Source organism: Pseudomonas sp. 21LCFQ02 (assembly GCF_024129895.2).
In the GTDB taxonomy this organism is placed as follows: Bacteria; Pseudomonadota; Gammaproteobacteria; order Pseudomonadales; family Pseudomonadaceae; genus Aquipseudomonas.
On the sequence record NZ_CM178749.1, the window covers coordinates 4,012,465 to 4,028,402 of the forward strand.

General features: G+C 59.9%; 16 protein-coding genes and 1 pseudogene. 9 read left to right on the forward strand and 8 right to left on the reverse strand.

Going from position 1 to position 15,938, the window contains the following annotated elements; all coding sequences use genetic code 11:
- The first annotated feature begins 1 nt into the window (after window position 1).
- Together NJC40_RS18150 and glgB are read left to right on the forward strand one after the other, a co-directional pair.
- A complete protein-coding gene (locus tag NJC40_RS18150; protein WP_253139813.1) occupies window positions 2-3,418 on the forward strand; it encodes a putative maltokinase in 3,417 nt (1,138 codons plus the stop codon).
- Window positions 3,415-5,640, forward strand: a complete 2,226-nt coding sequence (gene glgB, locus NJC40_RS18155) for a 1,4-alpha-glucan branching protein GlgB (protein ID WP_253139812.1) — start codon at window positions 3,415-3,417, stop codon at window positions 5,638-5,640. The genes NJC40_RS18150 and glgB overlap by 4 nt, the downstream gene beginning before the upstream one ends.
- Before the next feature lie 92 nt (window positions 5,641-5,732).
- Here glgB and NJC40_RS18160 read toward each other — a convergent pair whose 3' ends face one another.
- Window positions 5,733-6,911 (reverse strand): MFS transporter, encoded by a 1,179-nt coding sequence (locus tag NJC40_RS18160; protein ID WP_045490488.1) that lies wholly within the window; start codon window positions 6,909-6,911, stop codon window positions 5,733-5,735.
- A 158-nt stretch (window positions 6,912-7,069) separates the two neighbouring features.
- On the opposite strand from NJC40_RS18160, the gene NJC40_RS18165 reads away from it, so the two are divergent.
- Window positions 7,070-8,191 (forward strand): lactonase family protein, encoded by a 1,122-nt coding sequence (locus NJC40_RS18165; protein ID WP_253139811.1) that lies wholly within the window; start codon window positions 7,070-7,072, stop codon window positions 8,189-8,191.
- 73 nt (window positions 8,192-8,264) lie between these two features.
- On the opposite strand, the gene NJC40_RS18170 is transcribed toward NJC40_RS18165, so the two are convergent.
- Both NJC40_RS18170 and NJC40_RS18175 read right to left on the reverse strand, forming a co-directional pair.
- Window positions 8,265-9,854 (reverse strand): ABC-F family ATPase, encoded by a 1,590-nt coding sequence (locus NJC40_RS18170; RefSeq protein WP_253139809.1) that lies wholly within the window; start codon window positions 9,852-9,854, stop codon window positions 8,265-8,267.
- A gap of 20 nt (window positions 9,855-9,874) precedes the next feature.
- Window positions 9,875-10,114 (reverse strand): annotated as a pseudogene (locus NJC40_RS18175) (site-specific integrase); the annotation flags it as partial.
- A 109-nt stretch (window positions 10,115-10,223) separates the two neighbouring features.
- Here NJC40_RS18175 and NJC40_RS18180 point away from each other — a divergent pair.
- Window positions 10,224-10,373 (forward strand): hypothetical protein, encoded by a 150-nt coding sequence (locus NJC40_RS18180; RefSeq protein ID WP_253139807.1) that lies wholly within the window; start codon window positions 10,224-10,226, stop codon window positions 10,371-10,373.
- Between the two features lie 32 nt (window positions 10,374-10,405).
- Here the strand turns inward: NJC40_RS18180 and NJC40_RS18185 are convergent, their stop codons facing one another.
- Window positions 10,406-10,663: a hypothetical protein gene (locus NJC40_RS18185; RefSeq protein WP_253139805.1), complete on the reverse strand. Its 258-nt coding sequence runs from the start codon at window positions 10,661-10,663 to the stop codon at window positions 10,406-10,408.
- A 301-nt stretch (window positions 10,664-10,964) separates the two neighbouring features.
- On the opposite strand from NJC40_RS18185, the gene ykgO reads away from it, so the two are divergent.
- Window positions 10,965-11,114, forward strand: coding sequence for a type B 50S ribosomal protein L36 (gene ykgO, locus NJC40_RS18190; RefSeq protein WP_045490502.1), 150 nt, complete (start codon window positions 10,965-10,967; stop codon window positions 11,112-11,114).
- 50 nt (window positions 11,115-11,164) lie between these two features.
- Here ykgO and NJC40_RS18195 read toward each other — a convergent pair whose 3' ends face one another.
- Together NJC40_RS18195 and NJC40_RS18200 are read right to left on the reverse strand one after the other, a co-directional pair.
- The gene (locus tag NJC40_RS18195; protein WP_290447573.1) at window positions 11,165-11,299 is read right to left on the reverse strand and encodes a hypothetical protein; all 135 of its coding nucleotides are present in this window, start codon (window positions 11,297-11,299) and stop codon (window positions 11,165-11,167) included.
- Between the two features lie 175 nt (window positions 11,300-11,474).
- Entirely contained in the window at window positions 11,475-11,792 is a 318-nt protein-coding gene (locus NJC40_RS18200) for a DMT family transporter (protein WP_045490504.1), read from the reverse strand.
- A 224-nt stretch (window positions 11,793-12,016) separates the two neighbouring features.
- On the opposite strand from NJC40_RS18200, the gene NJC40_RS18205 reads away from it, so the two are divergent.
- Together NJC40_RS18205 and NJC40_RS18210 are read left to right on the forward strand one after the other, a co-directional pair.
- A complete protein-coding gene (locus NJC40_RS18205; protein ID WP_253139803.1) occupies window positions 12,017-12,460 on the forward strand; it encodes a hemerythrin domain-containing protein in 444 nt (147 codons plus the stop codon).
- Window positions 12,461-12,510: 50 nt separating this feature from the next.
- Window positions 12,511-12,858, forward strand: coding sequence for a 2-oxoacid ferredoxin oxidoreductase (locus NJC40_RS18210; protein WP_253139801.1), 348 nt, complete (start codon window positions 12,511-12,513; stop codon window positions 12,856-12,858).
- Between the two features lie 8 nt (window positions 12,859-12,866).
- On the opposite strand, the gene NJC40_RS18215 is transcribed toward NJC40_RS18210, so the two are convergent.
- On the reverse strand, window positions 12,867-13,142 hold the full coding sequence (locus NJC40_RS18215; protein WP_253139799.1) for a peptidylprolyl isomerase: 276 nt from the start codon (window positions 13,140-13,142) through the stop codon (window positions 12,867-12,869).
- Window positions 13,143-13,237: 95 nt separating this feature from the next.
- Between NJC40_RS18215 and NJC40_RS18220 the strand changes: the two genes are divergently transcribed.
- Window positions 13,238-14,416: a PilT/PilU family type 4a pilus ATPase gene (locus NJC40_RS18220; RefSeq protein WP_253111094.1), complete on the forward strand. Its 1,179-nt coding sequence runs from the start codon at window positions 13,238-13,240 to the stop codon at window positions 14,414-14,416.
- Window positions 14,417-14,433: 17 nt separating this feature from the next.
- On the opposite strand, the gene NJC40_RS18225 is transcribed toward NJC40_RS18220, so the two are convergent.
- Complete coding sequence (locus NJC40_RS18225) at window positions 14,434-14,922, reverse strand: DMT family transporter (RefSeq protein WP_253139797.1); 489 nt, start codon at window positions 14,920-14,922, stop codon at window positions 14,434-14,436.
- A gap of 98 nt (window positions 14,923-15,020) precedes the next feature.
- Between NJC40_RS18225 and NJC40_RS18230 the strand changes: the two genes are divergently transcribed.
- Window positions 15,021-15,926, forward strand: a complete 906-nt coding sequence (locus NJC40_RS18230; RefSeq protein ID WP_253139795.1) for a LysR family transcriptional regulator — start codon at window positions 15,021-15,023, stop codon at window positions 15,924-15,926.
- The last annotated feature ends 12 nt before the right edge of the window (window positions 15,927-15,938 follow it).

Genomic DNA, 15,938 nt, shown 5'->3' on the forward strand with positions numbered 1-15,938 from the left:
CATGCCGAAGTCGAAGTCAAAGTCGCAGAAACCGCGGTCCGCCAGCTTTATCAACGACCCGCTCTGGTACAAGGATGCGGTGATCTACCAGGTGCACGTCAAGTCGTTCTTCGACTCCAACGATGACGGCATCGGGGACTTTCCAGGCCTGATCGCCAAGCTCGATTACATCGCCGGGCTGGGGGTCAATACCCTGTGGGTGTTGCCGTTCTATCCTTCGCCGCGGCGCGATGACGGCTACGACATTGCCGAGTATCGGGCTGTGCATCCTGACTACGGCAGCATGGCCGATGCCAAGCGTTTTATCAGTGAGGCGCACAAGCGCGGGCTGCGGGTGATCACCGAACTGGTGATCAACCACACCTCCGATCAGCATCCGTGGTTCCAGCGCGCCCGGCATGCCAAGCCCGGCTCCAAAGCGCGCAACTTCTATGTGTGGTCCGACACTGACCAGAAGTACGAGGGCACGCGGATCATCTTTCTCGACACCGAGAAATCCAACTGGACCTGGGACCCGGTGGCCGGTCAGTACTTCTGGCACCGCTTTTATTCTCATCAGCCAGACCTGAATTTCGATAACCCGCAAGTGATGGACGCGGTGCTCGGGGTGATGCGCTTCTGGCTCGACCTGGGTGTGGACGGCTTGCGCCTGGACGCCATCCCGTACCTGATCGAGCGCGATGGCACTAACAACGAAAATCTGCCCGAGACCCACCAGGTGCTCAAGCGCATCCGCGCTGAAATCGACGCCAATTATCCCGACCGGATGCTGCTGGCCGAGGCCAATCAGTGGCCTGAAGACACGCAGATGTATTTCGGTGATATCAAGGGCGGTGACGTGAAGGGCGGTGATATCAAGGGCGGTGACGTAAAGGGCGGCGACAGCAACGGCGCCGACGGCGATGAGTGCCATATGGCCTTTCATTTCCCGCTGATGCCGCGCATGTACATGGCGCTGGCTCAGGAAGACCGCTTCCCGATCACCGACATCCTCAGCCAGACGCCGGCGATTCCTGCCAACTGTCAGTGGGCAATCTTCCTGCGCAATCACGATGAGCTGACCCTGGAGATGGTCACCGACCGCGAACGCGACTACCTGTGGAACCACTATGCCGCTGACCGCCGGGCACGGATCAACCTGGGCATTCGGCGGCGCCTTGCGCCACTGGTGGAGCGCGACCGGCGGCGGATCGAGCTGCTCAACAGCATGCTGTTGTCAATGCCGGGCACACCGACCCTGTATTACGGTGATGAGCTGGGCATGGGTGACAATATCTATCTGGGCGACCGCGACGGGGTGCGTACCCCCATGCAGTGGTCGATTGACCGCAATGGCGGCTTTTCCCGCGCCGACCCGGCCAGCCTGGTATTGCCGCCCATCATGGATCCGCTGTACGGCTTTCAGTCGGTCAATGTCGAGACTCAGGACCGTGACCCGCATTCATTGCTGAACTGGACCCGGCGCATGCTGGCAGTACGCAAACAACAAAAAGCCTTCGGCCGTGGTGCGCTGAACCTGTTGTCGCCCAACAACCGACGGATTCTGGCCTACACCCGTGAATACACCGGCACCGACGGACACACCGAGATCATCCTGTGCGTTGCCAACATGTCCAGCGCCGCCCAGGCGGTGGAGCTGGACTTGTCGGCCTACGCCGGCATGGTGCCGGTGGAAATGCTCGGCGGCAGTGCGTTTCCGCCCATTGGCCAGCTCACTTACCTGCTGACCTTTGCCCCCTACGGGTTTCATTGGTTTCTACTCGCTGCGGAGAATCAAATGCCCAGTTGGCACGTTGAACCGGCGCAGAGCATGCCGGACTTCCCGACCCTGGTACTCAAGAAACGACTGGAAGAGCTGCTCGAACAACCGCTGCGCGGCACCATCGAAAACACTTCGCTGGCGGTCTACTTGCCCAAGCGGCGCTGGTTCGCCAGCAAAGACAAGCCCATCGACAAGGTCAATATCGCCCATGCGGTGCGCTTCTCTGACGGGCTGCGGCCGGTGCTGCTCAGTGAAATCGAGGTGACTGCTGGCGGCCAGACCGAGCGCTACCAGTTGCCGTTCGGCCTGTTGGCCGAGGACGACATCAGCAGCGCCTTGCCCCAGCAATTGGCCCTGGCTCGGGTGCGGCGCGGTGCTCAGGTCGGCCTGATCACCGATGCCTTTACCCTGGAGCCCTTCATCCGTAACTTGGTTCAGGCGATGCAGGACGGCACCGTGATCGACAGCGGCGAGGGCGACTTGCAGTTCAAGGCCACCGCCCGGCTTGAGCCGCTGGGCCTTGATCAGGAGTCGACCGTGCGCTATTTGTCGGCCGAGCAATCCAACAGCTCGGTGGTGGTGGGCGAGGCGTTGGTGCTGAAGATGATCCGCAAGGTCAGCGCCGGTGTTCACCCGGAACTGGAAATGGGCGCCTACTTGACGGCCGCTGGCTACCCGAACATTTCACCGCTGCTCGGCTCGCTGCAGCGCATCGGCACGGAGGGTCAGCCACACCTGCTGATGATCGCCCAAGGCTATCTGGACAATCAGGGCGATGCCTGGGAATGGACCCAGAACAACCTGGAGCGTGCGGTGCGCGACGAGCTGACGCGGCGCACCGCCAGCCAGGAGCAGGCTTATAACGCCTTGGCCGAACTGGCCGATTTTTCCCGTACCCTGGGTCAGCGACTCGGCGAGATGCATCAGGTGTTGGCGGCGCCGACTGACAACCCCGATTTCGCCACCGAAAACACGGGCACCAAAGAAGCGCAGGCCACAGCCAAACGGGTGCAGGCCCAACTCGACCATGCCCTGAAATTACTCGAGCAGCGCCGCGAAAGTTTGCAACCTGCCGATTGGCTGTTGGTCGAACAGCTGCTCACCCGTCGTAAAGCGCTGGATAAACACGTCCAGACCCTGGCCAAGGCCTCTGTGGGCGGGCTGCGCATGCGGGTCCACGGCGACCTGCATCTGGGTCAGGTGCTGGTGGTAAAAGGAGATGCATACCTGATCGACTTTGAAGGCGAGCCGGTGCGTGCGCTGGATGAGCGCCGTGGCAAATACAGCCCTTTCAAGGATGTTGGCGGCGTACTGCGTTCGTTCGACTACGCTGCGGCGATGGCCGTGCGCAGCGCGCAGAGCGCGGACACCTCGGCAGAGGCGATTGCGGCGCGTGAGCATGTGGCGAGTGAGTATCTGCGTCAGGCCCGCGAGTCGTTTCTTGAGGGCTATCGCAAGGCGACCCAAGGCCTGGCGCATGCCTGGCAAGACCCGCAGGGAGAGGCGGCAGCGCTGGAACTGTTTACGCTGGAAAAAACTGCATACGAAGTGATCTACGAAGCCGAGAATCGCCCGGATTGGTTGGCCGTACCTTTGCAAGGGTTATGGCAAGGGCTACGTGGGTTGCTGGAATTGAACGATGGAGAGTCGAAATGAATGCGTCTGACAAAAGCGGCGCGGGCCGCCAACCAATGCCCGCTGCCGTCGACACGGAAGCTTTGATCCGTGCCGAGCACCACGATCCGTTCGCCATTCTCGGCCCCCATGACGACGGCAAGGGCGGGCAGTTCATTCGTGCCTACCTGCCCGGCGCCCTGAGTGTCCGAGTGCTGGCCCGCGGCACTGAGCAAGAGCTGGGCGAGTTGCACATGGGCGAAGTGCCTGGCCTGTTCGTTGGCCAGTTCGCTGAAAAGCAGCCGTATCTGCTGAAAGTGCAGTGGGCCGGCGGCGAACACATCACCGAAGACCCGTACAGCTTTGGCCCGCAACTGGGCGAGATGGACATCTACCTGTTCTCGGAAGGCAACCACCGCGATCTTGGCGCCTGCCTGGGTGCTCAGGTAGTCAACGTTGATGGCGTACAAGGCGTGCGCTTTGCGGTCTGGGCACCCAATGCCCGGCGCGTGTCGGTGGTTGGCGACTTCAACAACTGGGATGGCCGCCGGCACCCGATGCGCGTGCGTCATCCGTCGGGCATCTGGGAGATCTTTATTCCGCGCCTGCAGCCTGGCGATGTCTACAAATACGAGATCCTCGGTGCCCACGGCATTCTGCCGCTCAAATGCGACCCGGTGGCGCGCGCCACCACTTTGCCGCCAGACACCGCCTCGAAAGTTGCCGCGCCGCTGCAATTTGACTGGCAGGACCACGATTGGCTGGCCAGCCGCGCCGATCGCCACTCGCCGGCTGCGCCACTGTCGATCTACGAGCTGCATGCCGGTTCCTGGCAGATGGAGCAGAACGAGGACGGCACGGCCTGGCGGCAATACAACTGGCGGGAACTGGCCGACCGCTTGATCCCTTACGTCAAGGAACTGGGCTTCAGCCATATCGAGCTGATGCCGATCATGGAGCATCCATTCGGCGGTTCCTGGGGCTATCAACTGCTGGCGCAGTTTGCGCCCACTGCGCGCTATGGATCGCCAGAAGACTTCGCGGCGTTCGTCAACGCCTGCCACCAGGCCGAAATCGGCGTGATTCTCGACTGGGTACCGGCGCATTTTCCTACCGACGAACACGGCCTGGCGCAATTTGACGGCACCGCGCTGTACGAGTACGGCAACCCGCAAGAGGGCTTTCACCAGGACTGGGACACGCTGATCTACAACCTGGGCCGTACCGAAGTGCACGGCTTCATGCTGGCTTCGGCGCTGCACTGGCTCAAGCAGTTCCATATCGACGGCCTGCGGGTCGATGCGGTGGCCTCGATGCTGTACCGCGACTATTCCCGCAAGGCCGGGGAGTGGGTACCGAACCGTTATGGCGGTCGGGAAAACCTGGAAGCCATCGACTTTTTACGCCACCTCAACGATGTGGTCGCAGTCGAGGCCCCCGGTGCGCTGGTCATCGCCGAAGAATCCACGGCCTGGCCCGGCGTTACCCAACACACCGAGCAAGGTGGCCTGGGTTTCAACTACAAGTGGAACATGGGCTGGATGCACGACTCGCTGCATTACATTCAGCAAGATCCGGTGCACCGCTCACACCACCATAACGAACTGAGTTTCGGTCTGGTGTACGCGTGGTCGGAGCGTTTCATCCTGCCGATCTCCCACGACGAAGTGGTACACGGCAAGCGCTCGCTGATTGACAAGATGCCTGGCGACCGCTGGCAGAAGTTCGCCAACCTGCGCGCCTACCTGGCCTTCATGTGGACCCATCCGGGCAAGAAGCTGTTGTTCATGGGCTGTGAGTTCGGCCAATGGCGCGAATGGAATCACGACGAGCAACTGGACTGGTATCTGCTGCAATACGCCGAGCATATCGGGGTGAAGAAGCTCGTCAGCGACCTCAACCGGCTGTACCGCGAAGAAAAGGCGCTACACGAGCGCGACGCCGAACCGATGGGTTTTCAGTGGCTGATCGGCGATGACCACGCCAACAGCGTCTACGCCTGGCTGCGCTGGAGCAAAGGTGGTGAGCCGCTGCTGGTGGTCTGCAACCTGACCCCTGTACCACGCGAGGGCTACCGGGTTGGCGTACCGTTCGAGGGGGCATGGCAAGAACTGCTCAACAGCGACTCGCAAATCTACGCCGGCTCCAATGTCGGCAACGCCGGCGAGGTTCAGGCTCAAGCGCAGGTCAGCCACGGCCAGGCGGCATCGCTGCTGCTCAACCTGCCGCCGCTCGGTGTAGTGGTGCTCAAGCCTCGCGGATAATTCGGGGGCTTTGCACTTGTAGCAGCGGCTTCAGCCGCGAACGCAGCACCAGGCGTTCGTGGCTGAAGCGGATGGTTGTGTAGCAGCGCCTGTCAGACCCGCCGCGACAGCCACCAGGTCAGTCCCAGCGCCAGCAGCGAGAGCAGGGCGCTGTAGAAGAAGATCAAACCATAGCCCTGGCCCAGGGCTATGGCCCCCATCACCGGGCCGGCGACCGCCATGGCCAGATCGAAAAACACGGCATAGGCACTCAGCCCCGCTGAACGGCTGGTGGCCGGCACGCGCTTGATCGCTTCAACCCCGAGCGCCGGATACACCAGTGACAGCCCCAGGCCGGTCAGGCCGGCGCCTGCCAGCGCAAAACCGGTATTGGGTGCCAGCCACAACAGGCCAAGGCCGACCACTTCCACGCCCATGCACAGCATCGCCGCCAGAAAGCCGCCCAGACGATTGATTGCGCCGATGAACAATAGCCGCGAAAGGATGAAGCACACGCCAAACAACGTCAGACACCAGGCCGCCCCCTCCCAGCCACGGCTGATGTAGAACAGCGTAATGAACGTCGTCAGGGTGCCGTAACCGATGGACGCCAGGGTCAGTGCCAGCCCATAGGGCGAAATACGGCTGAACACCGACCAGTAGGGCAGCCGTTCACCCTTGATGACCGGCACCGAGGGCTTGTGGCGAATCAGCAGCAAACCACTACCGGCCAGGACCAACAGCGCCACCCCCAGACTGTGAATACCGACCTGATCAATCATCAATACGCCCAGCGGAGCGCCAATGGCGATGGCACCGTACGACGCAATACCGTTCCAGGAAATCGAGCGGGCCGTGTGCTCGACGCCGACTTTGGCAATTGACCAACTGATGGTGCCCACGCCGATAAAACCCTGCGCCACCCCCATGATCATCCGCGCCACGATCAGCAGGCTCAGGCTGAGTGCTGGAATCGACTGGCTCAGCGTGCCGAACAGGGTCAGTGCGCCGCCGAGCACGAACCCCGCCAGGCCGTAGACGATGGTCCGCTTGCTGCCCAGATTGTCGGTAATACGCCCGGCCAGCGGGCGGCTCATCAGGGTGGTCAGGTATTGCGCACCAATCGCCAGCCCCGCGACGACGGCGCTGAAACCCAACTGGTCATGGACATAGCCGGGCAAGATTGCGATGGGCAGCCCAACGCATAGGAACGCGATGAAGGTGTACAGCACGATGCTGACGATTTGCAGGGTGACGGGCAGGGTGCCGGTTTGTGCGGGGGTTACAGGCATGAGACGGCTTCGCTGGCGGCTGGGTGGGCGTGGTTCATCATGGCGTGGGCAGGTGGCAAAGGAAAGCACCCTAACTATTTCATCAAAAGGGGATTGCCGTTGGTTGATACTTGGTCATAGGATGACTGATAACAATCAAAACAACAAAGGCGCCTTTCATGATCAAACCCCTGTTGTTCGCTATTGCAGCCGGCTTGAGCCTCAATGCCCATGCCGCGACTTTCGCCTATATCTCCAGCCCGGCTGATGGCCTGATCTCTCAATATCGCCTTGATGAAAGCAATGGCGCCTTGAGTCTGGTGCAGCAGATTCGCGCCGGTGAACAGGTCAATCCACTGGCCGCCTCACTCGATGGCAGCCGTCTGTACGCTGCCTTGCGCGCCAAGCCCTTCAAGGTGCTGGGCTACCAGATCGAGCCGGGCAGCGGCCACTTGAAAACGCTCTCTGAAGCCCCGTTGGCTGACAGCCTTGCTTACCTGTCACTGGACCACACCGGCCGCTACCTGCTGGGTGCCTCCTACGGTGCTGATCTGGTGAGCATCCAGCCGGTTGATAGCACAGATGCCGCGCAGATCAAGACTTACAAAACCGGCCTGCATGCCCATTCGCTGCGCAGCGACCCGAGCAATCGGTTTGCCTACGCTGGCAACCTGGGAGTCGATCATGTGTTGCAGTACCGTCTTGATACCGCGCAAGGCAGCCTGGTGCCCATCGGCAGCGGACAGGTCGATGCCAGCGTCAATAGCGGGCCTCGCCACATGGCATTCTCGCCAGATGGCAAGTTCGTTTATGTCGTTGGCGAAATGAGTGGCAGCGTTACCAGCTATGCGATTGATCAGACCAGCGGGGCGCTGAGCCTGATCAACGAAGCGGCAGGCATCCCCGAGCGGCTGAAGCTGGCCCACGGTGAAGTGCGCGACGCGCGTAATAACGACCTGAAGGACGACCCGACGCCGCGCATCTGGGCGGCCGACATCCGCATCACGCCGCAGGGCAACCTGTTGTTTATCAGCGAACGGGCCAGCAGCTCGGTTTCGGTATTCAAGGTCGACACCGCCACTGGCCGGGTCAGCTTCCTGGAAAACTACGCCGTGCAGGAAAAGCAGCCACGCAATATCGCCGTGTCGCCTAATGGACAATGGTTGCTGGTCAGCGGGGAAAAAAGTGACACGGTGGGCAGTTATGCAATTGGCCAGGAGGGCGAATTGAAGCGGGTCAGCGAAGCCCCATCGGGCAAAGGAGCGGTGTGGATCGAGATGGTTCGCGTCCCGCAGGCCTGAGCCTGTAACGCGGCGTTGAAATCTGGCGGCAGGGGCTGAACCGGACCTGCCGCCAGATGCTTCAAGGCTCCTTTTAGATGACTACACCCTGGCTGCGCAGATAATCATCGTAAGTGCCGCTGAAGTCGATCACGCCATCGGCTGACAACTCGATGATCCGCGTGGCCAGCGACGAGACGAACTCGCGGTCGTGGCTGACGAACAGCAGCGTGCCCGGATAGTTTTCCAGCGCCAGGTTCAGCGCCTCGATCGATTCCATGTCCAGGTGGTTGGTCGGTTCGTCCATCACCAGCACGTTAGGCTTTTGCAGGATCAGCTTGCCGAACAGCATGCGGCCCTGCTCACCACCGGAAATCACCTTCACCGACTTCTGGATTTCGTCGTTGGAGAACAGCATCCGGCCAAGGGTGCCACGCACCAGTTGCTCGCCGCCTTGAGTCCACTGACCCATCCAGTCGAACAGGGTGACGTCGTCTTCGAAGTCGTGGGCGTGGTCCTGGGCGTAGTAGCCAATCTCTGCCGAGTCGGTCCACTTGATGCTGCCGGCATCCGGCGTCAGCTCGTTGACCAGGGTGCGCAGCAAGGTGGTCTTGCCGATACCGTTGGGGCCGATGATCGCAACGCGCTCGCCGGCTTCGACGGTGAAGCTGAAATCCTTGAACAGAGTCTTGCCATCGAAACCCTTGGCCATGCGCTCGACCGTGACTGCCTGGCGGTGCAGCTTCTTGGTCTGGTCGAAACGAATGAACGGGCTGACCCGGCTCGACGGCTTGACCTCGGCCAGCTGGATCTTGTCGATCTGCTTGGCCCGTGAAGTGGCTTGCTTGGCCTTGGAGGCGTTGGCCGAGAAGCGGCTGACGAAGGTTTGCAGCTCGGCGATCTGTGCCTTCTTCTTGGCGTTGTCGGCCAGCAACTGCTCACGCGACTGGGTCGCAGCGGTCATGTATTCATCATAGTTGCCCGGGAACAGGCGCAGCTCACCGTAATCCAGGTCAGCCATGTGGGTGCACACGCTGTTGAGGAAGTGACGGTCGTGGGAAATGATGATCATCAGGCTGTTACGCTGGGTCAGGATGTTCTCCAGCCAGCGAATGGTGTTGATGTCCAGGTGGTTGGTCGGCTCGTCGAGCAGCAACACTTCCGGGTCCGAGAACAACGCCTGGGCCAGCAACACCCGCAGCTTCCAGCCTGGCGCGACTTCGGTCATCGGCCCGTTGTGCAGCTCGATACCGATACCCAGACCCAGCAACAGCTCACCGGCGCGCGATTCGGCGGTGTAGCCATCCATCTCGGCGAACTCGGTCTCAAGCTCCGCCACGGCCATGCCGTCTGCTTCGCTCATCTCCGGCAGCGAATAGATCCGATCACGCTCGGCCTTGACCTTCCACAGCTCTTCATGACCCATGATCACGGTGTCGAGCACAGTGAATTCTTCATAGGCGAACTGATCCTGACGCAGCTTGCCCAGACGCACGTTAGGTTCGAGCATCACCTGACCGCCCGAAGGCTCCAGATCGCCACCGAGGATCTTCATGAAGGTGGACTTGCCGCAGCCGTTGGCGCCGATCAGGCCGTAACGGTTACCGGCACCAAACTTGACCGAGACGTTCTCGAACAGAGGTTTGGGTCCGAATTGTTGGGTGATGTTTGCTGTAGAGATCAAGTGCCTTACCTATCAATAACTTAGCTATGTCCTGAAGCAGCCGATACCGATTTGATACCAATATCCAGCTTTTCCAGTTCGCTCCAGTCGGAGCTTGAATTAATCCAGCGGGCATACGTCGACAGCAGCATCTGCACGCTATGGCCGAGCTGCTGGGCTATAAATGCGGGGTTCATGCCAGACATTAAACATATTGTCGCATACGTGTGACGACAGTTGTATGGGGGGCGGTAGCCTATACCGAGATTACTAAGGGGTGGCTTTCAGGCCAAGCGTGCGAAGGGCACCATCATCATGCCCCAATAAAGTTGACCCGCCATCCATGCAAAGCTATACAAGCCGCCCAGCTAACAACTGAGTAAGCCCGCCATGCCCGCCGATGAAGATTACAAGCACGAGCCCGAACACGATCACCTGCTTGATCACGAGTTCGCCACGGATTCATTTGAGGAGGAGCAAGAGGGTGACGACGAATACGATCACGACCCGTTCGCCGACGAGATCGAGGACGATGAGTAGATCCTCGCCCATCGAGCGACCGCGCTAACCCATCAGGCCAATACCTCGGCATGCGGATAAAGCGCAGAGGGCTCGGCCCTCTGGCTTTCATCGATCCGCAGTGCCGCGCTACGCAGTGCCTGGGCCGATGACTCAATGGCTGCAATATGACCTCGCACGTCCAGCCCATCGACGTGCCCGCCACGCTGATTAAGGAAGATCAGGTGCCCGCTCATGGCAATGGAAAGACTCTCCAGATGCGTTGCGGTCTGTTCAAGATCACTCTTGATGGTATCCAGAGATTCCAGCATTGCTCGGCGCCTTGGTTGTGGGTGCGATCCAATCTTCACGACTGCAAAAGTCGTCAAATCCGTTTGTGTCCATTCCTGGCTAAGTGTGGTGCGAGATCACGAAGTCGCGTCTGTGCGTGACACGTTTCTGGCGTCGGATTTTTGCTGCCAAGCCCCGTAAATAAAGGCTCACAGCTTGGAATAACGGACAGGCAAAGTAAAGCGCGGTGACGTAAAAGCAGGAGATCGCGTCGTCCTTTGGTTGATAATGATTCCCGTTTGTGATGTTATGTTGTTGCATTTAAAGCCGAGGGTATATCTTATGAAAGTGTTGTCATCGCTCAAGGAAGCCAAAGCCCGTCACCGCGACTGCCAGATCGTCAAACGCCGCGGGCGAATCTATGTGATCTGCAAGTCCAATCCGCGTTTCAAGGCGCGTCAGGGCAACGCGAAAAACCGTAATAAGGGTTGATTGAGAAATAAAGACGGGCACCGGTTTTAGATCCGTTGCCCGTCAAGTCCTCATTCGACGCTGCAGATCCAGCGCTGATGATGTCGATAAGGCGCGCGAATAAAGGTGATATCCGCGATTCGTTCCAGACCTTGCTGCTGCAGAGCCAGGGTCAGTTGCACGAGGGTATCTGCTTCGATAGTCATTGCTGTCTCCTTGTCAGATGCTTCATTGCACAAGGAGTGTGACCGCAGACAAAAACGCCTTATTCAGTTTTTATCAGCAGCCACTTGCCCAGCGGTCACGACCGGTTTTTTCGCCCCGAGTTGCAAGAAAATCGCTGGCCGTTCAATCACATATCTTGTTCCTGCCTGCGTTCAATCAGCTGGACGACAATTTCATCAGCACCAGACCGCTGACAATCAGTACCGCTGCCAGTATCCGCAGGAAGGTCATCGGCTCGCCCAGCACGGTGATGCCAACCACGAACGCGCCTACCGCGCCGATGCCGGTCCAGATGGTGTAGGCGGTGCCCAGCGGCAGGCTGCGCATCGAGATCGATAGCAACACGATACTGGCGATCATGGCCGCTGCGGTGATGAGGGTAGGGGTGAGTTTGCTGAAACCTTCTGACTGTTTCATCGTAAAGGCCCAGACAATTTCCAGAATGCCCGCCAATACGAGGTATATCCAGGCCATGCCCGGTTCTCCTGTTCAAAGAATCGGGCCGTCCCGAAATGCTGTCCCGTCATGGGTGAGGGCGTCCTCAAGAGCCTCGCTTTATAACTCAAGAGCGAGCGCTACGAAAACGCTCGTCGTCATGCAGCCATCGAAGTGACCGCTTGCAGCTTCGCTTTGAACTGAGCGCACGCCGCAGCGGTCTAGCCACTGACTACCTTTTTCATTGGTCAGGAGTATTGCCCTTGAACATCTTCGAAGCGCTGCGCGAAAGCCACGATCGTCAACGCCGTTATGCCGATGCCATGGTTCAGACCCAAGGTGCCAGTGAAGAGCGGGCCGAAGCTTACCGGCTGCTCAAAGACGAATTGCAGGCGCATGAAACCGCTGAAGAGCGGCACTTCTACGTGCCGCTGATGCAGCACGACAATGGCGTAGACCTGAGCCGTCATGCGATTGCCGAGCATCACGAAATGGATGAGCTGATGGAAGAGCTGGACGCCACGGACATGTCCAGCCCGAGCTGGCTGGTCTCGGCGAAAAAGCTCAGCCACAAGGTGCATCACCATCTTAAGGAGGAAGAACAGAAATTCTTCCAGATGGCCGGCAAACTGCTGGACGACAAACAGAAGGAAGCGTTGGCGGGCAAATACGTGAAAGAGTTTGAAGAGCAATTGGCCGAGGATTGAAACCGGCTGGCAGTGTTAGACTCGGCGTTTTTCAGGGATAAGGGCCCGTCATGAAATACGCGATTCTGGTAATGGCGACCGTGCTGCTGGCCGGTTGCGCCGCGCCGTCGAATTCGGCGCGCTCCGATGGGCCGTTGAAAACGCTGGCCAGCGAGAAAACCAGCGCCGAGGTGGCCCAGTGCATTCAGGTGGCCTGGCAAGACGTCAAGCTGTTCGGCGATTCGGCAGATGTCTTTCTGGACCGCCAGGGTGACGGCAACTTTACGGTATTTACCACCCAGACCCGTTACTTTGCCGATGTCCTGCGCCAGGGCGGTGGTAGTGAAGTGCGTTTTTACGCGCACAAGGGCGGCGACCAGATTCAGTTGCGGGCTGCGGCAATCGCCACCTGCCTCTGAATCTTGAGTCAGTCGCGGTAGAACACCTGCACCAGGTGATAGCCGAACTTGCTTTTCACCGGCCCGTGTATGGTGCGCAGCGGCTTCTTGAAGATGATCTGGTCAATGGCACCGACCATCTGGCCGGGTCGCACCTCGCCCAAATCGCCGCCGCGTTTGCCGGAGGGGCAGATCGAGTGTTTGCGGGCCAATACATCGAAGGCTTCGCCCTTGGCCAGCTGCAGCTTCAAGCGCTCGGCTTCTTCGGCGGTCTTGACCAGGATGTGGCGGGCTTGGGCTTTCATGAGGCGCTGCTACCTGTCGCAAAAGGCTGTCATTATGCCTGTCTACTACGCTCAGCAGTGTAGCGGCCTTACTTTTTACCCCTGCGGTGTCGATTATGGATTTTCAGGCATTACTCAAGACCCTGGCCACTCAGGACGGCTCGGACCTTTATCTGTCTACTGGCGCGCCACCCTGCGCCAAGTTCAACGGCGTGTTGCGGCCATTGGGTACTGAAACGCTCAAGCCCGGTGAAGTGGCCAAGGTCGCCGATGCGATCATGGATGACGAGCAGAAAACCGCCTTCGAGCGTGAGCTGGAAATGAACCTGGCCGTGTCCCTGGCCGGGGTCGGGCGGTTTCGGATCAATATCTTCAAGCAGCGCAACGAAGTGTCGATCGTGGCGCGCAACATCAAGCTGGATATCCCCAAATTCGAAGACCTGCACCTGCCGCCAGTGCTGCTTGATGTGGTGATGGAAAAGCATGGGCTGGTGCTGTTTGTCGGCGCCACCGGTTCAGGCAAATCGACGTCTTTGGCGGCACTGATCGACTATCGCAACCGCAATGCCAGCGGGCATATCATCACCATCGAAGACCCGGTGGAATTCATTCACCGGCACAAGAAGTCGATCATCAACCAGCGTGAGGTCGGAGTCGATACCCGCAGCTTTCATAACGCGCTGAAGAACACCCTGCGCCAGGCACCGGATGTGATTCTGATCGGCGAGATCCGCGACCGGGAAACCATGGAGCATGCGCTGGCGTTTGCTGACACCGGGCATTTGGCCATTTCGACCTTGCACGCCAACAACGCCAACCAGGCGCTGGACCGGATCATCAACTTTTTCCCTGAAGAGCGCCGTGCGCAACTGCTGCATGACTTGGGCAATAACCTCAAAGCGTTCGTTTCCCAGCGTCTGGTGCGCACCCCGGACGGCAAGCGGCGCGCGGCGGTCGAGGTGATGATGGGCTCACCGACCATCCGCGATCTGATTCAGCGCAACGAGCTGACCGAGCTGAAAAGCATCATGGAGAAGTCCGGCAACCTGGGCATGCAGACCTTCGATTCGGCATTGTTCAATCTGGTGGTGGAGGGTGCGATCAGCGAAGAAGAAGCCATCAAGCATGCTGACTCGAAGAACAATGTGCGCTTGCGTCTCAAGTTGCATGGTGAGGGCGGCGTGACTGCCGCGCCGACCGCAGCGCCAGCGGCGCCGGTGGGGGTCGCCAGCCCGAGCATGACTCAGTGGGGCCTGGTGGAGGATGACGACGAATCCGGCACGACCCAGTCCTGAGCGAGCAAGGCCCCGCTTCAACCAGCGGGCGGGGCCGACACCGTGAACCACTGCACCAGCAGCACACCGACGAACATCACGGTGATACCGGCCAGGCGCCCCACGTTCGCCTCCTTGACGGCTAAGCCCATCAGGCCGAAATGGTCGATCAGCAGCGAGCTGAGCATCTGCCCGGCAATCACGCAGGCAATGAAGCCGGTTGCCCCCAGGCGAGGTGTCAGCAGCAGGGCGCAGGTGATGTAGACGACCCCCGCCACACCGCCCAACCACGCCCAAAGTGGTAGCGCCGCGGCCTGGCTCAAGGCGGGCAAGGGTGGCCGCGCGGCCAGCAGCGCTGGCACGACGACCAGCACGCTGATCAATAAAGACGCGACTGTCGCCCATAGTGGATGGCCCAGTGCGCGGCCCAGTGCGGCATTGCTGCCAGCCTGAAAGGGTATAAGCGCACCTGCCGCCAACGCAGTGGTGGCCAGCAGCGCTGCGGTCAATGACAGCGAACCATTCATGCTCGTCTCCTGGTTAATCCAGCTTGTGTCGGAGCAGAATCTTGATTAATTAGTTAGCTGAATGGAAATTCGGATTCAGGATAGGGTTCATTCTTGTGGTGAATAATCTGCGACGTATTGATCTGAACCTGCTGGTGACCCTGCACGCGCTGTTGATCGAGAAGCATATCTCTCGCGCCGCCTTACGCTTGCACAAGAGCCAGCCTGCGGTCAGTCATGCTTTGGCTCACTTGCGCCAGTTGTTCGATGACCCGTTGCTGGTCCGGCGCGGTGGCAAGCTGGAACTGACCTCCCGTGCTGCGGAGCTGTTTCAGCCGCTGACCGAGGCATTGGGCCAGCTCGGCACGTTGCTTGATACGCCGCAGTTCGATCCGTCCAGTACCCAGCGGGTGTTTCGCCTGGCGATGTCGGATTACGGTGCGCGGGTGGTGTTGCCTGGGCTGGTGCCGGAGTTGCGCGCTGCTGCCCCCGGCGTCGAGCTACGGATCAGTCAGTCCAGTCGTGAGGCAATGCTGGCTGATGTGATGGAGGGCCAGGTCGACATGGCGCTTGGCGTCTTCGCTGATCACGCACCCTCTGAGGTACATCGCCACACACTGTTTCGCGAGCATTTTGCCTGCCTGGCCGACGCTTCGACAGTGCCGGCATGCAGTGCGTTGAGCCTGCCTGACTGGCTGGCTCGACCTCACGTGATGCTGGCGATGCGATCAACAGCCGATAACGAGGTCGATCAGGCACTGGCTCGCGCCGGTCATCAGCGGCAGATTGCTGTGCAACTGCCGCATTGGGGCGTGGCAAGCGATTTGATTGCCGGCACCGATCTGATTCTGACCGTCGCCCGGCGCAGCCTGGACGCCGTCGCCCGCGACCCACGGTTATGCATCTTCGAGCCGCCGCTGTGCATCGAGCCCTTTGACTTCTCGTTGATCTGGCATCGACGCCGGGATGGCGATCAGGCTCACGGCTGGCTGCGACAGCTACTCATGGTTCATGCCGCCCGTTAATCGCCAGACCCG

Excerpts from the sequence above, each read along its gene's own strand:
- NJC40_RS18160 (WP_045490488.1), bottom strand. The coding sequence starts at position 6,911 with ATGCCTGTAACCCCCGCACAAACCGGCACCCTGCCCGTCACCCTGCAA.
- NJC40_RS18225 (WP_253139797.1), bottom strand. The coding sequence starts at position 14,922 with ATGAATGGTTCGCTGTCATTGACCGCAGCGCTGCTGGCCACCACTGCG.
- NJC40_RS18215 (WP_253139799.1), bottom strand. The coding sequence starts at position 13,142 with ATGAAAGCCCAAGCCCGCCACATCCTGGTCAAGACCGCCGAAGAAGCC.
- NJC40_RS18150 (WP_253139813.1), top strand. The coding sequence starts at position 2 with ATGCCGAAGTCGAAGTCAAAGTCGCAGAAACCGCGGTCCGCCAGCTTT.
- NJC40_RS18200 (WP_045490504.1), bottom strand. The coding sequence starts at position 11,792 with ATGGCCTGGATATACCTCGTATTGGCGGGCATTCTGGAAATTGTCTGG.
- NJC40_RS18220 (WP_253111094.1), top strand. The coding sequence starts at position 13,238 with ATGGATTTTCAGGCATTACTCAAGACCCTGGCCACTCAGGACGGCTCG.
- NJC40_RS18210 (WP_253139801.1), top strand. The coding sequence starts at position 12,511 with ATGAAATACGCGATTCTGGTAATGGCGACCGTGCTGCTGGCCGGTTGC.
- NJC40_RS18195 (WP_290447573.1), bottom strand. The coding sequence starts at position 11,299 with ATGACTATCGAAGCAGATACCCTCGTGCAACTGACCCTGGCTCTGCAG.
- NJC40_RS18180 (WP_253139807.1), top strand. The coding sequence starts at position 10,224 with ATGCCCGCCGATGAAGATTACAAGCACGAGCCCGAACACGATCACCTG.
- NJC40_RS18165 (WP_253139811.1), top strand. The coding sequence starts at position 7,070 with ATGATCAAACCCCTGTTGTTCGCTATTGCAGCCGGCTTGAGCCTCAAT.
- NJC40_RS18185 (WP_253139805.1), bottom strand. The coding sequence starts at position 10,663 with ATGCTGGAATCTCTGGATACCATCAAGAGTGATCTTGAACAGACCGCA.
- glgB (WP_253139812.1), top strand. The coding sequence starts at position 3,415 with ATGAATGCGTCTGACAAAAGCGGCGCGGGCCGCCAACCAATGCCCGCT.
- ykgO (WP_045490502.1), top strand. The coding sequence starts at position 10,965 with ATGAAAGTGTTGTCATCGCTCAAGGAAGCCAAAGCCCGTCACCGCGAC.